This window comes from Halomonas ramblicola (assembly GCF_030409215.1).
In the GTDB taxonomy this organism is placed as follows: domain Bacteria; phylum Pseudomonadota; class Gammaproteobacteria; order Pseudomonadales; family Halomonadaceae; genus Halomonas; species Halomonas ramblicola.
The window spans coordinates 59,895-73,144 of the sequence record NZ_JAUFPL010000017.1 but is presented as its reverse complement, the minus strand read 5'-3'; the positions used below and the strand labels follow the sequence as shown (position 1 = coordinate 73,144).

12 protein-coding genes and 1 riboswitch are annotated in these 13,250 nt (G+C 69.9%); of the genes, 4 read left to right on the top strand and 8 right to left on the bottom strand.

Going from position 1 to position 13,250, the window contains the following annotated elements; translation table 11 throughout:
- Positions 1-93: 93 nt before the first annotated feature.
- A complete protein-coding gene (locus QWY80_RS04680) occupies positions 94-306 on the top strand; it encodes a ribbon-helix-helix protein, CopG family (RefSeq protein WP_290229544.1) in 213 nt (70 codons plus the stop codon).
- Position 307: 1 nt separating this feature from the next.
- Here QWY80_RS04680 and QWY80_RS04675 read toward each other — a convergent pair whose 3' ends face one another.
- Genes QWY80_RS04675 through QWY80_RS04665 form a run of 3 tightly spaced genes read right to left on the bottom strand, consistent with a single transcriptional unit; the run spans position 308 to position 2,726 of the window.
- Complete coding sequence (locus QWY80_RS04675) at positions 308-1,252, bottom strand: 5-oxoprolinase subunit C family protein (protein ID WP_290229543.1); 945 nt, start codon at positions 1,250-1,252, stop codon at positions 308-310.
- Positions 1,249-1,971, bottom strand: a complete 723-nt coding sequence (gene pxpB / locus QWY80_RS04670; RefSeq protein ID WP_290229542.1) for a 5-oxoprolinase subunit PxpB — start codon at positions 1,969-1,971, stop codon at positions 1,249-1,251. Before pxpB ends, QWY80_RS04675 begins: the two co-directional genes overlap by 4 nt.
- Complete coding sequence (locus QWY80_RS04665; RefSeq protein ID WP_290229541.1) at positions 1,968-2,726, bottom strand: 5-oxoprolinase subunit PxpA; 759 nt, start codon at positions 2,724-2,726, stop codon at positions 1,968-1,970. The genes pxpB and QWY80_RS04665 overlap by 4 nt, the downstream gene beginning before the upstream one ends.
- A gap of 166 nt (positions 2,727-2,892) precedes the next feature.
- Between QWY80_RS04665 and QWY80_RS04660 the strand changes: the two genes are divergently transcribed.
- From QWY80_RS04660 to QWY80_RS04650, 3 genes are read left to right on the top strand one after another with little or no spacing between them, the layout of a single operon-like run.
- A complete protein-coding gene (locus QWY80_RS04660) occupies positions 2,893-3,873 on the top strand; it encodes a TRAP transporter substrate-binding protein (RefSeq protein WP_290229540.1) in 981 nt (326 codons plus the stop codon).
- A 45-nt stretch (positions 3,874-3,918) separates the two neighbouring features.
- On the top strand, positions 3,919-4,476 hold the full coding sequence (locus tag QWY80_RS04655; RefSeq protein WP_290229539.1) for a TRAP transporter small permease: 558 nt from the start codon (positions 3,919-3,921) through the stop codon (positions 4,474-4,476).
- 27 nt (positions 4,477-4,503) lie between these two features.
- Positions 4,504-5,805 carry a TRAP transporter large permease gene (locus QWY80_RS04650; protein ID WP_290229538.1) on the top strand — a complete coding sequence of 434 codons (1,302 nt, stop codon included), beginning with the start codon at positions 4,504-4,506 and terminating at the stop codon, positions 5,803-5,805.
- On the opposite strand, the gene QWY80_RS04645 is transcribed toward QWY80_RS04650, so the two are convergent.
- The 5 genes from QWY80_RS04645 to metK all read right to left on the bottom strand — a co-directional run bounded on the left by QWY80_RS04645 (position 5,802) and on the right by metK (position 13,181).
- Complete coding sequence (locus QWY80_RS04645) at positions 5,802-7,643, bottom strand: protein kinase domain-containing protein (RefSeq protein ID WP_290229537.1); 1,842 nt, start codon at positions 7,641-7,643, stop codon at positions 5,802-5,804. The two genes, QWY80_RS04650 and QWY80_RS04645, sit on opposite strands and share 4 nt — an antisense overlap.
- A 159-nt stretch (positions 7,644-7,802) precedes the next feature.
- A complete protein-coding gene (locus QWY80_RS04640) occupies positions 7,803-9,365 on the bottom strand; it encodes a bifunctional aminoglycoside phosphotransferase/ATP-binding protein (protein ID WP_290229536.1) in 1,563 nt (520 codons plus the stop codon).
- Positions 9,366-9,379: 14 nt separating this feature from the next.
- Positions 9,380-10,372 carry a methylenetetrahydrofolate reductase gene (locus QWY80_RS04635; RefSeq protein WP_290229535.1) on the bottom strand — a complete coding sequence of 331 codons (993 nt, stop codon included), beginning with the start codon at positions 10,370-10,372 and terminating at the stop codon, positions 9,380-9,382.
- 104 nt (positions 10,373-10,476) lie between these two features.
- A complete protein-coding gene (gene ahcY / locus QWY80_RS04630) occupies positions 10,477-11,886 on the bottom strand; it encodes an adenosylhomocysteinase (protein ID WP_290229534.1) in 1,410 nt (469 codons plus the stop codon).
- A gap of 14 nt (positions 11,887-11,900) precedes the next feature.
- A riboswitch (S-adenosyl-L-homocysteine riboswitch) is annotated at positions 11,901-11,998 on the bottom strand.
- A gap of 19 nt (positions 11,999-12,017) precedes the next feature.
- Positions 12,018-13,181 (bottom strand): methionine adenosyltransferase, encoded by a 1,164-nt coding sequence (gene metK / locus QWY80_RS04625; protein WP_290229533.1) that lies wholly within the window; start codon positions 13,179-13,181, stop codon positions 12,018-12,020.
- Positions 13,182-13,250: the final 69 nt, after the last annotated feature.

The following is a 13,250-nucleotide window of genomic DNA, read 5'->3' as shown; positions in this document are numbered from 1 at the left end:
CGCGGTCAAGCCGTCATCATCCCGTCACGCGCCCCTGCCAGGCTGTACCGTGACGCCACACCACCGGTGTTCCCATCCCGAGGAGACAGCGCCATGCCCCACCTGCTGAGAATGAACCGCGACCTCGACGCCCGCCTCGACCGGCTGGCCAGGACCACCGGCCTGGGCAAGGCGGCGCTCATCGAACGCTGCCTGGAAGAAGGCGCCGAGGCCCTGGAGACACGGTTGATGCTGGAGGAGACCCCAGTGCCTCGCGCCGATCGCAGCATCGACCAGCTGCTGCGGGAGAGCGGCCTGGGCGCCTGAGTCAGGCACCCAGGGCGATACGCAAGCGACGGTACGCGTCCAGCGCCCGCTCCGCCGTGGTCGGCGCCAGGCGTACGGCCTGTCCCGGCAGGCACTGGGCGAGTCGCGAGGCCGCAAGCGGCGTCAGCGCCCCCAGCCGCGGATAGCCGCCGATGGTCTGGCGGTCGTTGAGCAGGGCGATGGGCTGGCCGTCGGCGGGCACCTGCACCGCCCCCAGGCCGATGCCCTCCGAGATCAGGGTCTCGATGCGACAACGCAGCCTCGGCCCCAGCAGCCTCACCCCCATGCGGTCGGCGCGATCGTCGACCCGCCACTCGGCGTGGAACGCCTGAAAGAGGCTGCGGCCGTCGAAGGCCGCCACCTGGGCTCCGGGCAGCAAAGTGAGCCGCGCCGGCTCCCGGTAGTCGCGGCGCTCCTCCTCGGGCAGGCGCCGTCCCGCCTCGCGATGGCACGCCTCGGCCACGACGGCCAGGCGATCGCCGGCGGCCAGCTTGCCGCCCCGGCCATCCAGCCCGCCCAGGCCCTCGCGCACCACCGTGGCCACGCTGCCCAGCACCGGCTCCGCCGCGAAGCCCCCCGCCACCGCCAGGTAGGCGCGCAGACCGGCGACCGGGGTGGCGAACGCCAGGCGCTGGCCCTCGCGCATTCGGAACGCCGTCCAGGGGGCGACCGGCTCGCCGTCCAGGCTGGCCCCCAGATCGGCGCCGCCCAGCGCCAGGCAGAGGTCGCGTTCGGCGACCAGGCCGAGCCCGCCCAGGGTCACCTCCAGGGCGGCGGCACCCCAGGGGTTGCCCACCAGCCAGTTGGCCCAGCCCCAGCCGTGCAGGTCGGCGGGACCGCCCTGGGTCACCCCCAGGCGTCGCACGCCGAACCGTCCGGCATCCTGCAGCAGCGCCAGCGGGCCTGTATGCTCCACGCGAAGACCGATAACGGTATATTCCGTCATGCATTTGCCTCCATGGGCCGGGTATCGCCGCCCTGGCGCGCGAAGGTAGCGCGGTCCACGGCCACGAAGCGCACCCGGTCGCCCACGCGCAGCAGGCTGAAGCCCTCGCGGTCGCGATCGAAGAGCCGTGCCGAGGTGCGCCCGATCAGGTGCCAGCCACCCGGGGTCACGACGGGATAGGCCGCCGTCTGGCGCCCCGCCACCGCCACGCTGCCCGCCGGCACCCGCTGGCGCGGCGTCTCCAGGCGCGGACACTCCAGGCGCTCGTCCAGCAGGCCCATGAAGGCGAAGCCCGGGGCGAAGCCCAGGGCGAAGACCCGGTACTCGCGGGTGCTGTGGCAGTCGATCACCGCCTCGATGTCCATGCCGGCGCGTTCCGCCAGGCGTTCGAGGTCCGGCCCCACGCCGGGGTCGTACCAGGTGGGCAACTCGCGCACCTCGCCGCGGTCGCTCTCCTCATCGGGCGTCAGGTCGTGCAGCAGCTCGACCAGGCGGCGGCGCGTCGCCTCCGGGGGCAATCGCAGGGGGTCGAAGACCACCAGCAGGGTGGTGTAGGACGGCACCAGGTCCACCAGCGCCTCGCCCAGCGCCGCCTCGCAGCGCCGCGTCAGGGCCGTCAACCAGGGCAGGTTGGCCTCGTCGATGGTGGCGAAGAGGCGCACCATCCAGCCGTCCAGGCCCGCCGACTCGATGCGGGGCAATGCCTGGCCTCGGCTCATGACGGTGCCCCGTCGATCTCCGCCAGCGCCTGGCGGATGGCCTTCACCGCGGCGATGGACTCCGGATTGTCGCCGTGCACGCAGAGGGTGTCGGCCTCGAGCCGCAGCTCGCTGCCGTCGCTGGCGGTCAGGGGCAACCCGCTGGCGATGCGCCGGGCCTGGTCGACGATCGCCTCGGGGTCGTGGTGCACGGCCCCCGGCTCGCGGCGCGACACCAGTCGCCCCGCCCCGTCGTAGGCACGATCGGCGAAGGCCTCGAACCACGGGGTCACGCCCAGCTCGCCGGCCAGCCGGCGCACCGGCGCATCGTCGCGGGTGGCCATGGTCATCACCGGAAGTCCGGGGTCGTAGGCACGCACCGCGCGCATCACCGCGGCGAGCAGTTCGGGGTCGCGAGCCATATCGTTGTAGAGGGCGCCATGGGGCTTGACGTAGTGCAGCCGGGTGCCCTCGGCCTCGCAGATGCCCGCCAGCGCCCCCAACTGGTAGAGCACCAGGTCCTCCACCTCGGCGGGCGAGCAGGCCATCGAGCGACGCCCGAAGCCCATCAGGTCGGGATAGGCCGGGTGCGCCCCCACCCTCACCCCATGCGCCACGGCCAGGCGCACGGTGCGGCGCATGACGTGCGGGTCCGAGGCGTGGAAGCCGCAAGCCACGTTGGCCAGGTCCACGTGGGGCATCACCTGGTCATCCAGCCCCATCACCCAGGGGCCGAAGCTCTCGCCCATGTCGGCGTTCAACAGTGGAATGGTCATGGCGACTCCCGTGACTGTGCTGTAAAGGTAAGGGTAGCGGCCATCCGACTATAGGGAAGGGCCGCCGGGGCGCCAAGCCGGTCGCGACGCCCTCGCCCCGTCAACGCTCGGGGTCGCTACACTCTCCTGTAGCCGCAAGGCGAATTCCCGACAGAGGAGTCCTCCCATGCACAAGCGCGTCGTCCTGCCCATCCTGCTGGCCGGCCTGGCCACCGGCGCCCAGGCCGCCGAGTGGAACCTGGCCACTCCCTACGGGGACGCCAGCTTCCATACCCAGAACAACCGCCAGTTCGCCGAGGACGTGGCCGAGGCCACCGATGGCGAGCTGCGCATCAATGTCCACAGCGGCGGCTCCCTGGTCTCCCACGCCGAGATCAAGCCCTCGGTGCGTCGCGGCACCGTCGAGGCCGGCGAGATCTTCCTCTCGACCCTCTCCAACGAGGACCCCATCTACGAGATCGACACCCTGCCCGGCGTGGCGGGCAGCTACGAGGACGCCATGACGCTGTGGGAGACCACGCGCCCGATGATCACCGAGCTGTTCGCGGACGAGGGGCTGATGCCGCTGTATGCGGTGGCCTGGCCCGCCCAGGGCATCTACACCGGCGAGGCGCTGGAGGACCCCGCCCAGTTCGAGGGCCTGCGCGTGCGCGCGCCGAACATCAACACCCAGCGCTTCGTGGAGAACCTCGGCGGCAACCCCACCGAGACCGAGGAGTCCGATATCCCCACCGCCTTCAGCACCGGCCGGGTGGACGCCATGATCACCTCCAGCGCCACCGGCAATGCCATGACCGCCTGGGACTATGTCTCCCACTTCACCGACGCCAACCTCTGGCTGCCCAAGAATATCGTCTTCGTCAACCGGCGCGCCTTCGACGCCCTCGACGAGGCCACCCAGGAGACCCTGCTGGAGGCCGCCGCCCGCGCCGAGGAGCGCGGCTGGCAGATGAGCCGGGAAGACAACGAGGAGAGCCTGCAGGCCCTGCGCGACAACGGCATCAGCGTCTCCACACCCAACGAGGAGGTGGCGGCGGCGCTGCAGGAGGCCGGCGACCAGCTGTTCGCCGACTGGCAGTCACGCGCCAGCGAGACGGCCCTCGACCTGCTCGACCGCTACCGCGAGGAGGTCGATACCGCGGAGTGACCGGCAAGGCGCGGCGCCACGGCGTCGCGTCTCGAGGAGACGCCCATGACCTTCAAGCTCGCCCCGCTCTATCGCTTCGGCGCCTGGGGCGCCGCCGCCTGCATGGTGATCATCTGCGGCCTGGTCGCCCTGCAGGTCGGGTTCCGGATACTCGACGCCCTGCTCGCCCTGGCCGACCAGCGCCGCCTCGGCCTGGGCATCACCGGGCTCTCGGAGATCGCCGCCTACCTGCTGGTGGGGGCGACCTTCCTGGGGCTCGCCTATACCTTCGTCCATCACGCCCATATCCGCGTCACCCTGCTGGTCACGCGCCTGCCCGCGACGCTGCGGGTGTGGTTCGAGGCCTTCGCCCTGGGCGTGGCCCTGGCCATTTCCGGGGCGCTCGTCTACGGACTCATCGGGCTGATCCGCGAGAGCCTCGCCTACGACGACGTCTCTTCCGGCTTCCTGGCGATCCCGCTGTGGATCCCGCAGACGGTACTGACCATCGGCGTCGGCCTGCTCGTCCTGGCGCTGGCCGAGGCCCTGGTGATGACGCTGCGCATCGCCGTGCGGGATCCGGCGAGCTTCCGGGCGGAACCCGACGATGACCCGCGCCCCTGAGAGTCACATCGCCACCGGAGAAATGCCGTGCTCACCCTCAGCCTGACCACCCTGCTGATCCTGACGCTGCTGCTCGGCAGCGGCGTGTGGATCGCCTTCGCGCTGATCGGCACCGCCTGGCTCGCCCTGACGCTGTTCACCGGCTTCGCGCCGGGGCCCATCCTCGCCTCCGACTTCTGGGGTGCCAGCTACGGCTGGGACCTGACCGCCCTGCCGATGTTCATCTGGATGGGCGAGATCCTGTTCCGCTCGGGGCTTGCCGACAACATGTTCCGCGGCCTCTCGCCCTGGCTGCGGCGCATTCCCGGCCGCCTGCTGCACACCAACATCATCGGCAGCGGAATGTTCGCCGCCGTGTGTGGCTCGTCGGCGGCCACCTGCGCCACCGTGGGCAAGATGACCCTGCCCGAGCTGGAGCGCCGCGGCTACGACTCGCGCATGGCCATCGGCACCCTGGCCAGCGCCGCCACCCTGGGCCTGCTGATTCCGCCCTCGATCATGCTGATCGTCTACGGCGTGGTCACCGAGCAGTCCATCTCGCGGCTGTTCATCGCCGGCATCGGCCCCGGGCTGATGATCCTGACCCTGTTCATGGGCTACCTGATGCTCTGGGCCCTGCTCAAGGGCAACCGCGCCGGCCTGACCGGCGAGGCCGGGCCGCGCCTGGCGCTGGGCGAGAAGCTGCGCCACAGCCTGTCGCTGCTGCCCATCCTGGCGCTGATCGGCGGCATCATCGCGTCGATCTACGGGGGCCTGGCCTCGCCCACCGAGGCGGCCTCCATGGGGGTGGTGCTGTCCATGGCGATCGCCCGCCGGAACGGCCACTTCGACCGCACCATCTTCCGCGACTCGCTGTTCGCCGCGGTGCGCACCGCCTGCATGATCGCCTTCATCATCGCCGGGGCCTCCTTCCTCACCTCGGCCATGGGCTTCACCCAGCTCCCCATGCAGCTGGCCCGCACTATCGGCGAGATGGGGCTGTCGCCGGGCATGCTGCTGCTGGCGCTGACCCTGCTGTTGCTGGGCATGGGCTGCTTCCTCGACGGCATCTCGCTGATCCTGCTGGTCACCGCCATCATCATGCCCCTGGTCGAGGCCGCCGGCTTCGACCTGATCTGGTTCGGCATCTACCTGGTCGTGGTGGTGGAGATGTCGCAGATCACCCCGCCGGTGGGCTTTAACCTCTTCGTCATCCAGGGCCTCACCGGCAAGGACATCATGACCATCACCCGCGCCACTCTGCCCTTCTTCCTGCTGATGCTGCTGGCCATCGTCCTGCTGCACCGCTTCCCGGAGGTCGCCCTCTACCTGCCCCGGGCGATGAACTAGGCGTTCTGGCAGGCCTCACGCAGCACCGCCCGCGGATCGCGGGGATAGAAGCGATCGGGCTGGCGCTCCGCGTGGGGGAAGAAGCGGGTGTCCTTGTAGGGCATCTTCATGAAGCCCGAGACGCCCAGGCCCTCGATCAGCCCCACGGCGTCGAGGATGTCCTCCAGGCGGCGACGGAACTCCGCCTCGCGGGAGGGATCGAGGAGTCGGTAGTAGCTGTGGATCTTGAGGTGCGCCGGCAAGGCCTCGAAGATGATCATGCCGGTGTGGTGGATCTCGTTGAGGGCCTCGAGCGAGGTGATGATCGCCTCCGGCAGCATCAGGAACTCCTCCGGGTCGGGGCCGTCCTCGAAGTAGCTGTGCAATCGGCTGCGGTCCTCCAGCTCGGGCACGGCGCTGACCTCGTAGTGCAGGCGCATGCCGGGCTCGATGACGAAGGGCTGCTCCGGGCCCTCGCGGTCCAGGTGAAGGGTATCCCGGGCGTTGAACAGGCAGCTCTTGAAGATGCCCTGGCGATAGATGGCCCGGGCCAGGTGCACCATGTTGTTGACCGCCGCCACGAAGGCGGGCTTGAGCGCCGGGTCGTGGAGGTTGAGCGAGGTGTCGATGTAGACGCCGTCGGCCTCCCAGCGCACCGCCAGCCCGCCCACCACCGGGTAGCGGCCCAGGCGGCTCACCGCGGCCAGGAAGGCCTTCTCGGTCTCGCCCATGCCCTGCATGAAGTTCTTGTAATAGCGGTCGAGCTGGACGTCGTTGACGTCGCTCAGGGTCTCCGGGGCGCCCTCCTCGCGCAGGAAGGCCTTGCGCGAGCTGTACACCACGGTATCGATCTCGCGGCTGGCGGGGCGCGTCCAGACCGGCACCAGGGCGGCCTCGGGCGGCTCCGGCAGGTCGAGCATCACCACCCGGGCCAGTCGCGGCATCTCGCGGATGAAGTGATCCCCCGCCCGCATGCGGATGCGCGGGTCGGGATCGAGCATGCCGTCCAGCGTGCGCGCGAACTCGACGGGCAGCCCCAGGGAGGTGGCGGGAATGGCGCGATGGCCGAAGCGGCACGACTGGGCCGAGGCCAGGGCGTAGAGGGTGCCGGCGGCGCCCTGCTCGTCGAAGCGCGGTGAGGAGAGCGCGCCGTTCAGCTGCTCGTCGCCGATGAAGTAGACGTCGCCGAGCCGGGCGTTGGTCTGCTGCAGGTTGTCCGACATCAGCTCCATGACGCTGGCCGCCACGAACTGCTGGTTGGCGTCGAGCTGGGCGAACACCGAGGAGCCCCAGTCGATCAGCGCCACGCGCTCCTCCCGCGGGTCGAACACCAGGTTGGAGGGCTTGATGTCGCCATGCACGACGGGCTTGCCGGCGGGGCCCGCCTCGCGACGCAGCGCGCGCAGGATATCGGCCAGCTGGTCGGCGATGCGTACCACCAACCGCGGCGCCAGCCGCCCTTCCTGGAGCGATACCTCCTCCAGGTTCTGGCCCGGGGCGCGCTGCATCACCAGGATCGACTGGTGGCGCACCCGCTGGTAGGCGATCAGCCTGGGCACCAGCGGGTGGTCGACCTGCTCCAGCATGAAGGCCTCCTCCTCGAGGCGGTCCTGCAGCTGCTGGGGCAGGTTGACCCGGGTGAACTTGAAGACGTACTCGTCGCCCAGCGCCGTGACCCCGGCGAAGACGAAGCCGTAGGCGCCCTTGCCGATCAGCTCGATGTCCCGGTAGCCCAACTGCTCCAGTTGGGCCTGACACAGCGCCACCCACTCCTTGAGCTTGCGGGCATCGTCGTGGCTGAGCAGGTAGACCGACTGCTCTTCCGGGATATAGAACTGCTGCAGGGGGGCCTGGGTCATGTCACGGGATCGCTTGTGTGGCGGGCGGACTAGCCTCCGCCTCTACCTTGCAACAGGACCTGCAGGCCCGCAATGGATGGAGGTATCCAGCGCAATCGCAACCGGGCCTCCTCGAGGGGGGTCGAAGAGGATCAACCGCGATCGCCCCGCGCAGGCAGCTCAGGTGAGCAGCCGGTCGCGGATCCGCCGGACCACGGGGTCGGCATCGCTCAAGTCGGCCGTCTCCACGCGCAGGCAGTAGGCTCGCTCCGCCTCGGCCAGGGGCCGGGCATCGGCCTGTTGACGCTCCATGACCTGCTCGTCCGCCTCGGAGGGGTCTGCCGCCTGGGCCGCCCGAGTCCGCAGCCACTGGCGACGCTGGGGCTCGGGTGCGGTGCAGGCCAGCAACAGGTAAGGCAGGCCCCGGGACGCGGCGACGTCCACGAGCCGGTCACGCTCCTCCTGGTGCAGCGCCGTGGAGTCGACGATCACCGAGTAACCGGCCGCCAGGACGTCGGCGGCGAGCTCGGCGAGGCGCCGGTAGGTCTCGCGCGAGGCCTCGGGCGTATAGATCCCGGCATCGAGCCCGGCCTGGCTATCGGCGAGCGGCGACAGACCGAACAGACGCTTGCGCTCCACGTCCGAGCGCAGCCAGATCAGGTTCAGGGACTCGGCCAGCCGCTCGCTCAGCCAGCTCTTGCCGCTGCCGGACACGCCGGTGGTCGCCAGCAGGTAGCGGGGGCGCGGCAGCGCATAGCCTTCCGCCAGGTCCAGGTAGGACTCGTAGCTGGCAAACAGCGCCTGCTTGTCGGTATCGCTCAGGTCCGGGCTGCCCCGGGTCAGCAGCGCGATCTTGGCGCGCACCACTGCGCGGTAGGCCTTGTAGAAGTCGAGCAGCGGCAGGCAGTCGAAGTCGCCGGTGAGCTGCAGGTAGCGGTTCAGCACCCGGTTGGCGAACCGCGGGGCTTCCCGGTAGTCCAGGTCCATGAGCAGGAACGCCAGGTCGTTGCAGGTGTCGATCCAGCGCATGCGCTCGTTGAACTCGATGCAGTCGAACACCGTGATCCGGTCGCGGTAGAGGGTGACGTTGGACAGGTGCAGGTCACCGTGACACTCGCGCACGTGACCTTCCTCGTGACGTCGTGCCAAGTGGGGCTCCAGCCGCTCGAAGGTCTCGCGGCTCCAGGCGGCAAGGCGGTCGAGACGCTCGCGCTGCGCGTCCGTCTCCAGCAGCGGGCGGATCTGCTCGAAATTCTCCTCGGCGTCGTGCAGGACCGCCGCCGGCGTTCCCAGCTCGTCCCGCTGGGTGGCCGGGAGGTCGTCGTGGAACTCGGCGATCTGATCGGCCAGCTCGTCCATGTGGGCGGCCGAGAGGCGCCCCTCGTCGGAGAGCTTGTCCAGCATCTGCCCGGGGTCGAACTGGTGCATGCGGATGGCATACTCGAAGGGTTCACCCGCCCCGCCCAGTCGCGGCGCGGTGGGGCTGCCGGTGATGGGCACCACATCCAGGTAGAGGTCCGCTACCAGGCGGCGATTGAGGCGCACCTCTTCGGCGCAGAAGTGGCGGCGCTGTGCCAGGGTGGAGAAGTCGAGGAAGCCGAAGTCCATGGGCTTCTTGATCTTGTAGGCAAACTCGCCCGTCAGCACGACCCAGGAGATATGCGTCTCGTGCAGGGCGAAGTCACCGGTCGGATGGTCGTAGCATTGCGGGTCTTGCAGTGCCTCAATCAGTTCACGACTCATGCTGACGGTCTCCTTCATCTCCGGGCCCGAGTATCGTCATGGTTGGCACAGGAGCTGGCGATCGTCTCGAGCGCCTGCCCGGTGAGCGGAGCGCTGCCGCCCATGAGCGTCTGCGCCAGCCAGAGAGTGGTCGCCGCTGGGATGCGCCCGATCGGCGCCAGGTTGACGCCGAGCGGCCAGGGGGAACCGGCGGCGGCCGCGTGGCCGGCGATACGCGCCCAGGTGCCGCGGATATGCGTCAACGAGCGCTCGGTCACCGCCTCGGGGCCCGCGGCGCTGAGCCAGGCCTCCAGCTCGTCGGAGAGGCTCACCCCCAGCCAGCGCAGGAAGCGGATGTTGCGCTCGGAGCGCACCGGCGCCAGCGACAGCAGCAGCCCCGGGGCGCGGCCGCCGCCCGGGCGATCGCCGAGCGCATCGAGCAGTGCCGTGACCTCCTCGGCGTGGAACACCACCTGGGTGGTGAAGAAGTCGGCGCCGGCGTCGAGCTTGGCGCGCATGCGTGCGACCTCGCCACGGCGGGTGGGGATGCAGATGTTGCCGAGACGCAGCCCGGGAACGTCGACGCGCTCGCGCAGCAGGCGACAGGTCTCGGTGACCGAGGGCCCGGGATAGCGGCGGTCGCTGCGCTCGCCGCCAACCAGCACGAAGCGTCGCACCCCGTAGTCCTCCCAGGTCTCGCGGAACCAGTCGAGCTGGCGCTCCCGCTCGAGGTGGACCACCACCCGGTTGATGATGCAGGGCACGTCCAGGCGCTCCTGGATGCAGCGGGCCAGTTCGCGAGGCTCGACGCGCGGCGCGAAGGGCTTGCGGCGCTCGCCCTTGTCACTCTTGGCGCTCTCCTCGCGGATCTCGGGGATGTTCACGGCGTCCAGGCCGAGGGCGTGATGCAGGTCGGCGACCTTCTCCAGCGTCGCCTCGATGCCGCGCCGGCCCTGCTCGAGCTCCGGCGGCACGGCCTCCAGCACCAGCTCATGGGGCGGCGCCGGTCGGCTTGCCAAGCTGTCCATCGGGTCCCTTCCTCCTGCGTCGTGGGACGACCTCCGCCTCCGGCACACGGCGGGAGGCGGAGCCCTGGGCGGGGCCGGCCGTGGCGGCCCGCCCCGCGACCGCCTCAGTAGCGGTAGTACTCGGGCTTGAACGGCCCCACCGTCGGCACGCCGATGTAGTCCGCCTGCTCCTGGCTGAGGGCGGTGAGGTGGGCGCCGATCTTCTCCAGGTGCAGCCGGGCCACCTCCTCGTCCAGGTCCTTGGGCAGCACGTAGACCGCCTTGCCGTACTCGCCCCGGTTACGGTGCAGGGCCATCTGGGCCAGCACCTGGTTGGTGAAGCTCGCCGACATCACGAAGCTGGGGTGGCCGGTGGCGCAGCCCAGGTTGACCAGCCGCCCCTCGGCGAGCAGCAGCAGCCTCTTGCCGTCGGGGAAGGCGATGTGGTCGACCTGGGGCTTGACGTTCTCCCATTCGTACTGGCGCAGGCTGGCCACGTCGATCTCGTTGTCGAAGTGGCCGATGTTGCAGACGATGGCCTCGTGCTTCATGGCCGCCATGTGATCGTGGGTGATCACATGGTAGTTGCCGGTGGCGGTGACGAACAGGTCGGCCAGGCCGGCGGCCTCGTCCATGGTCACCACCCGATAGCCCTCCATGGCCGCCTGCAACGCGCAGATGGGGTCGATCTCGGTGACCCAGACGGTGGCGCCGAGGGCCTTGAGGCTCTGGGCGCAGCCCTTGCCCACGTCGCCGTAGCCGGCCACCACGGCGATCTTGCCGGCGATCATGACGTCGGTGGCGCGCTTGATGCCGTCTACCAGCGACTCGCGGCAGCCGTAGAGGTTGTCGAACTTGGACTTGGTCACCGAGTCGTTGACGTTGATCGCCGGGAAGGGCAGCGCGCCGTCACGCTCCATGGCGTAGAGGCGCTTGACGCCGGTGGTGGTCTCCTCGCTGACGCCGCCGAGCGCCTGCAGTACCCGGGCGTAGAAGCCGGGCTGGGTGTCCAGGCGCTTGCCGATGGCGGCGAACAGCGCGCGCTCCTCGTCGCTGCCGGGGTCGTCGAGCACCGAGGGGTCCTGCTCGGCCTTGGCGCCCAGGGTCACGGCGAGGGTGGCATCGCCGCCGTCGTCGAGGATCAGGCTGGGCTCGCCGTCGGGCCAGTCGAGGATACGGTGGGTGTAGTCCCAGTACTCCTCCAGGGTCTCGCCCTTGTAGGCGAACACCGGCACGCCGCGCGCGGCGATCGCCGCGGCGGCATGATCCTGGGTCGAGTAGATGTTGCAGGAGGCCCAGCGCACCTCGGCGCCGAGCTCGATCAGGGTCTCGATCAGCACCGCGGTCTGGATCGTCATGTGCAGCGAACCGGCGATACGCGCGCCGGCCAGCGGCCGTTCGGCGCCATACTTCTCGCGCATCGCCATGAGCCCGGGCATCTCGGTCTCGGCGATGGCGATCTCCTGACGCCCCCAGGGCGCCAGGGCGGGATCGGCGATGACGTGCTCCGTGGGGGGGTCGGCAACCTGGTTCATGGTCTCTCTCCCGTCGCAGGCGAGCGCCGTTGTTCGGGGTGGCCGCCCTCGTCGAGCCTCCCCCGCCCACCGCCAGCGGCGGATGACACGGGGTGCAGCGCTCCTCGACCAGGGCGGCGGCCGTGGTGGGGTCAGCGTGCGGTGGCGGCCTCGCGCAGCAGCTCGGCCTTGTCCGTGCGCTCCCAGGTGAAGGTCTCCTCGTCACGGCCGAAGTGGCCATAGACCGCGGAGGGACGGTAGATGGGGCGCACCAGGTCAAGCATCTTCAGGATGCCGTACGGCCGCAGGTCGAACAGCTCGCGGACCAGTTCCACCAACCGCGATTCGGCGACCTGGCCGGTGCCGAAGGTCTCGATGCTGATGGAGGTGGGCTGGTCCACGCCGATGGCGTAGGAGAGCTGGATCTCGCACTTGTCGGCAAGCCCCGCGGCCACGATGTTCTTGGCCACGTAGCGGCAGGCATAGGCCGCCGAGCGATCCACCTTGGAGGGGTCCTTGCCCGAGAAGGCGCCACCGCCGTGACGCGCCATGCCGCCATAGGTATCGACGATGATCTTGCGCCCGGTGAGACCGCAGTCGCCCACCGGCCCGCCGATGACGAAGTTGCCGGTGGGGTTGATGAAATAGCGGGTGTCCTCGTCGAGCCATTCGGCGGGCAGCACCGGCTTGATGATCTCCTCCATCACCGCCTCCTTGAGGTCGGCCTGGGAGATGCTCGCCGCGTGCTGGGTGGAGAGCACCACGGTATCCACCGCCACCGGCACGCCGTCGGCGTAGCGCAGCGTGACCTGGCTCTTGGCATCCGGGCGCAGCCACGGCAGGACGCCGCGCCGACGCACCTCGCTCTGGCGCTTCATCAAACGATGCGCATAGGTGATGGGGGCCGGCATCAGCACGTCGGTCTCGTTGCAGGCGTAGCCGAACATCATGCCCTGGTCGCCGGCACCCTGCGACTCCTCGGCGGTGCGGTCCACCCCCTGGGCGATATCGGCACTCTGCTTGCCGATGGCGTTGAGTACGGCACAGGTGGCGCCATCGAAGCCCACCTCGGCACTATCGTAGCCGATGTCGGTGACCGTGCGCCGGGTCAGCTCCTCCAGGTCGATCCAGGCCGAAGTGGTAATCTCGCCGGCGATGATCACCATACCCGTCTTGACCAGCGTCTCGCACGCTACCCGCGCCCGCGGGTCCTCGGCGATGATCGCATCGAGCACGGCGTCCGAAATCTGGTCGGCCACCTTGTCCGGGTGGCCCTCGCAAACCGATTCCGAGGTGAACAGGTATTCTCTGGTCATGGTGCCCTCTCCCTATGGTGGTCTGGTCGTGGCATCCGGCATGACGCCGCGTGGCGCGCGAGGGTTCCC

Excerpts from the sequence above, each read along its gene's own strand:
- QWY80_RS04680 (WP_290229544.1), top strand. The coding sequence starts at position 94 with ATGCCCCACCTGCTGAGAATGAACCGCGACCTCGACGCCCGCCTCGAC.
- QWY80_RS04675 (WP_290229543.1), bottom strand. The coding sequence starts at position 1,252 with ATGACGGAATATACCGTTATCGGTCTTCGCGTGGAGCATACAGGCCCG.
- pxpB (WP_290229542.1), bottom strand. The coding sequence starts at position 1,971 with ATGAGCCGAGGCCAGGCATTGCCCCGCATCGAGTCGGCGGGCCTGGAC.
- QWY80_RS04665 (WP_290229541.1), bottom strand. The coding sequence starts at position 2,726 with ATGACCATTCCACTGTTGAACGCCGACATGGGCGAGAGCTTCGGCCCC.
- QWY80_RS04660 (WP_290229540.1), top strand. The coding sequence starts at position 2,893 with ATGCACAAGCGCGTCGTCCTGCCCATCCTGCTGGCCGGCCTGGCCACC.
- QWY80_RS04655 (WP_290229539.1), top strand. The coding sequence starts at position 3,919 with ATGACCTTCAAGCTCGCCCCGCTCTATCGCTTCGGCGCCTGGGGCGCC.
- QWY80_RS04645 (WP_290229537.1), bottom strand. The coding sequence starts at position 7,643 with ATGACCCAGGCCCCCCTGCAGCAGTTCTATATCCCGGAAGAGCAGTCG.
- QWY80_RS04640 (WP_290229536.1), bottom strand. The coding sequence starts at position 9,365 with ATGAGTCGTGAACTGATTGAGGCACTGCAAGACCCGCAATGCTACGAC.
- QWY80_RS04635 (WP_290229535.1), bottom strand. The coding sequence starts at position 10,372 with ATGGACAGCTTGGCAAGCCGACCGGCGCCGCCCCATGAGCTGGTGCTG.
- ahcY (WP_290229534.1), bottom strand. The coding sequence starts at position 11,886 with ATGAACCAGGTTGCCGACCCCCCCACGGAGCACGTCATCGCCGATCCC.
- metK (WP_290229533.1), bottom strand. The coding sequence starts at position 13,181 with ATGACCAGAGAATACCTGTTCACCTCGGAATCGGTTTGCGAGGGCCAC.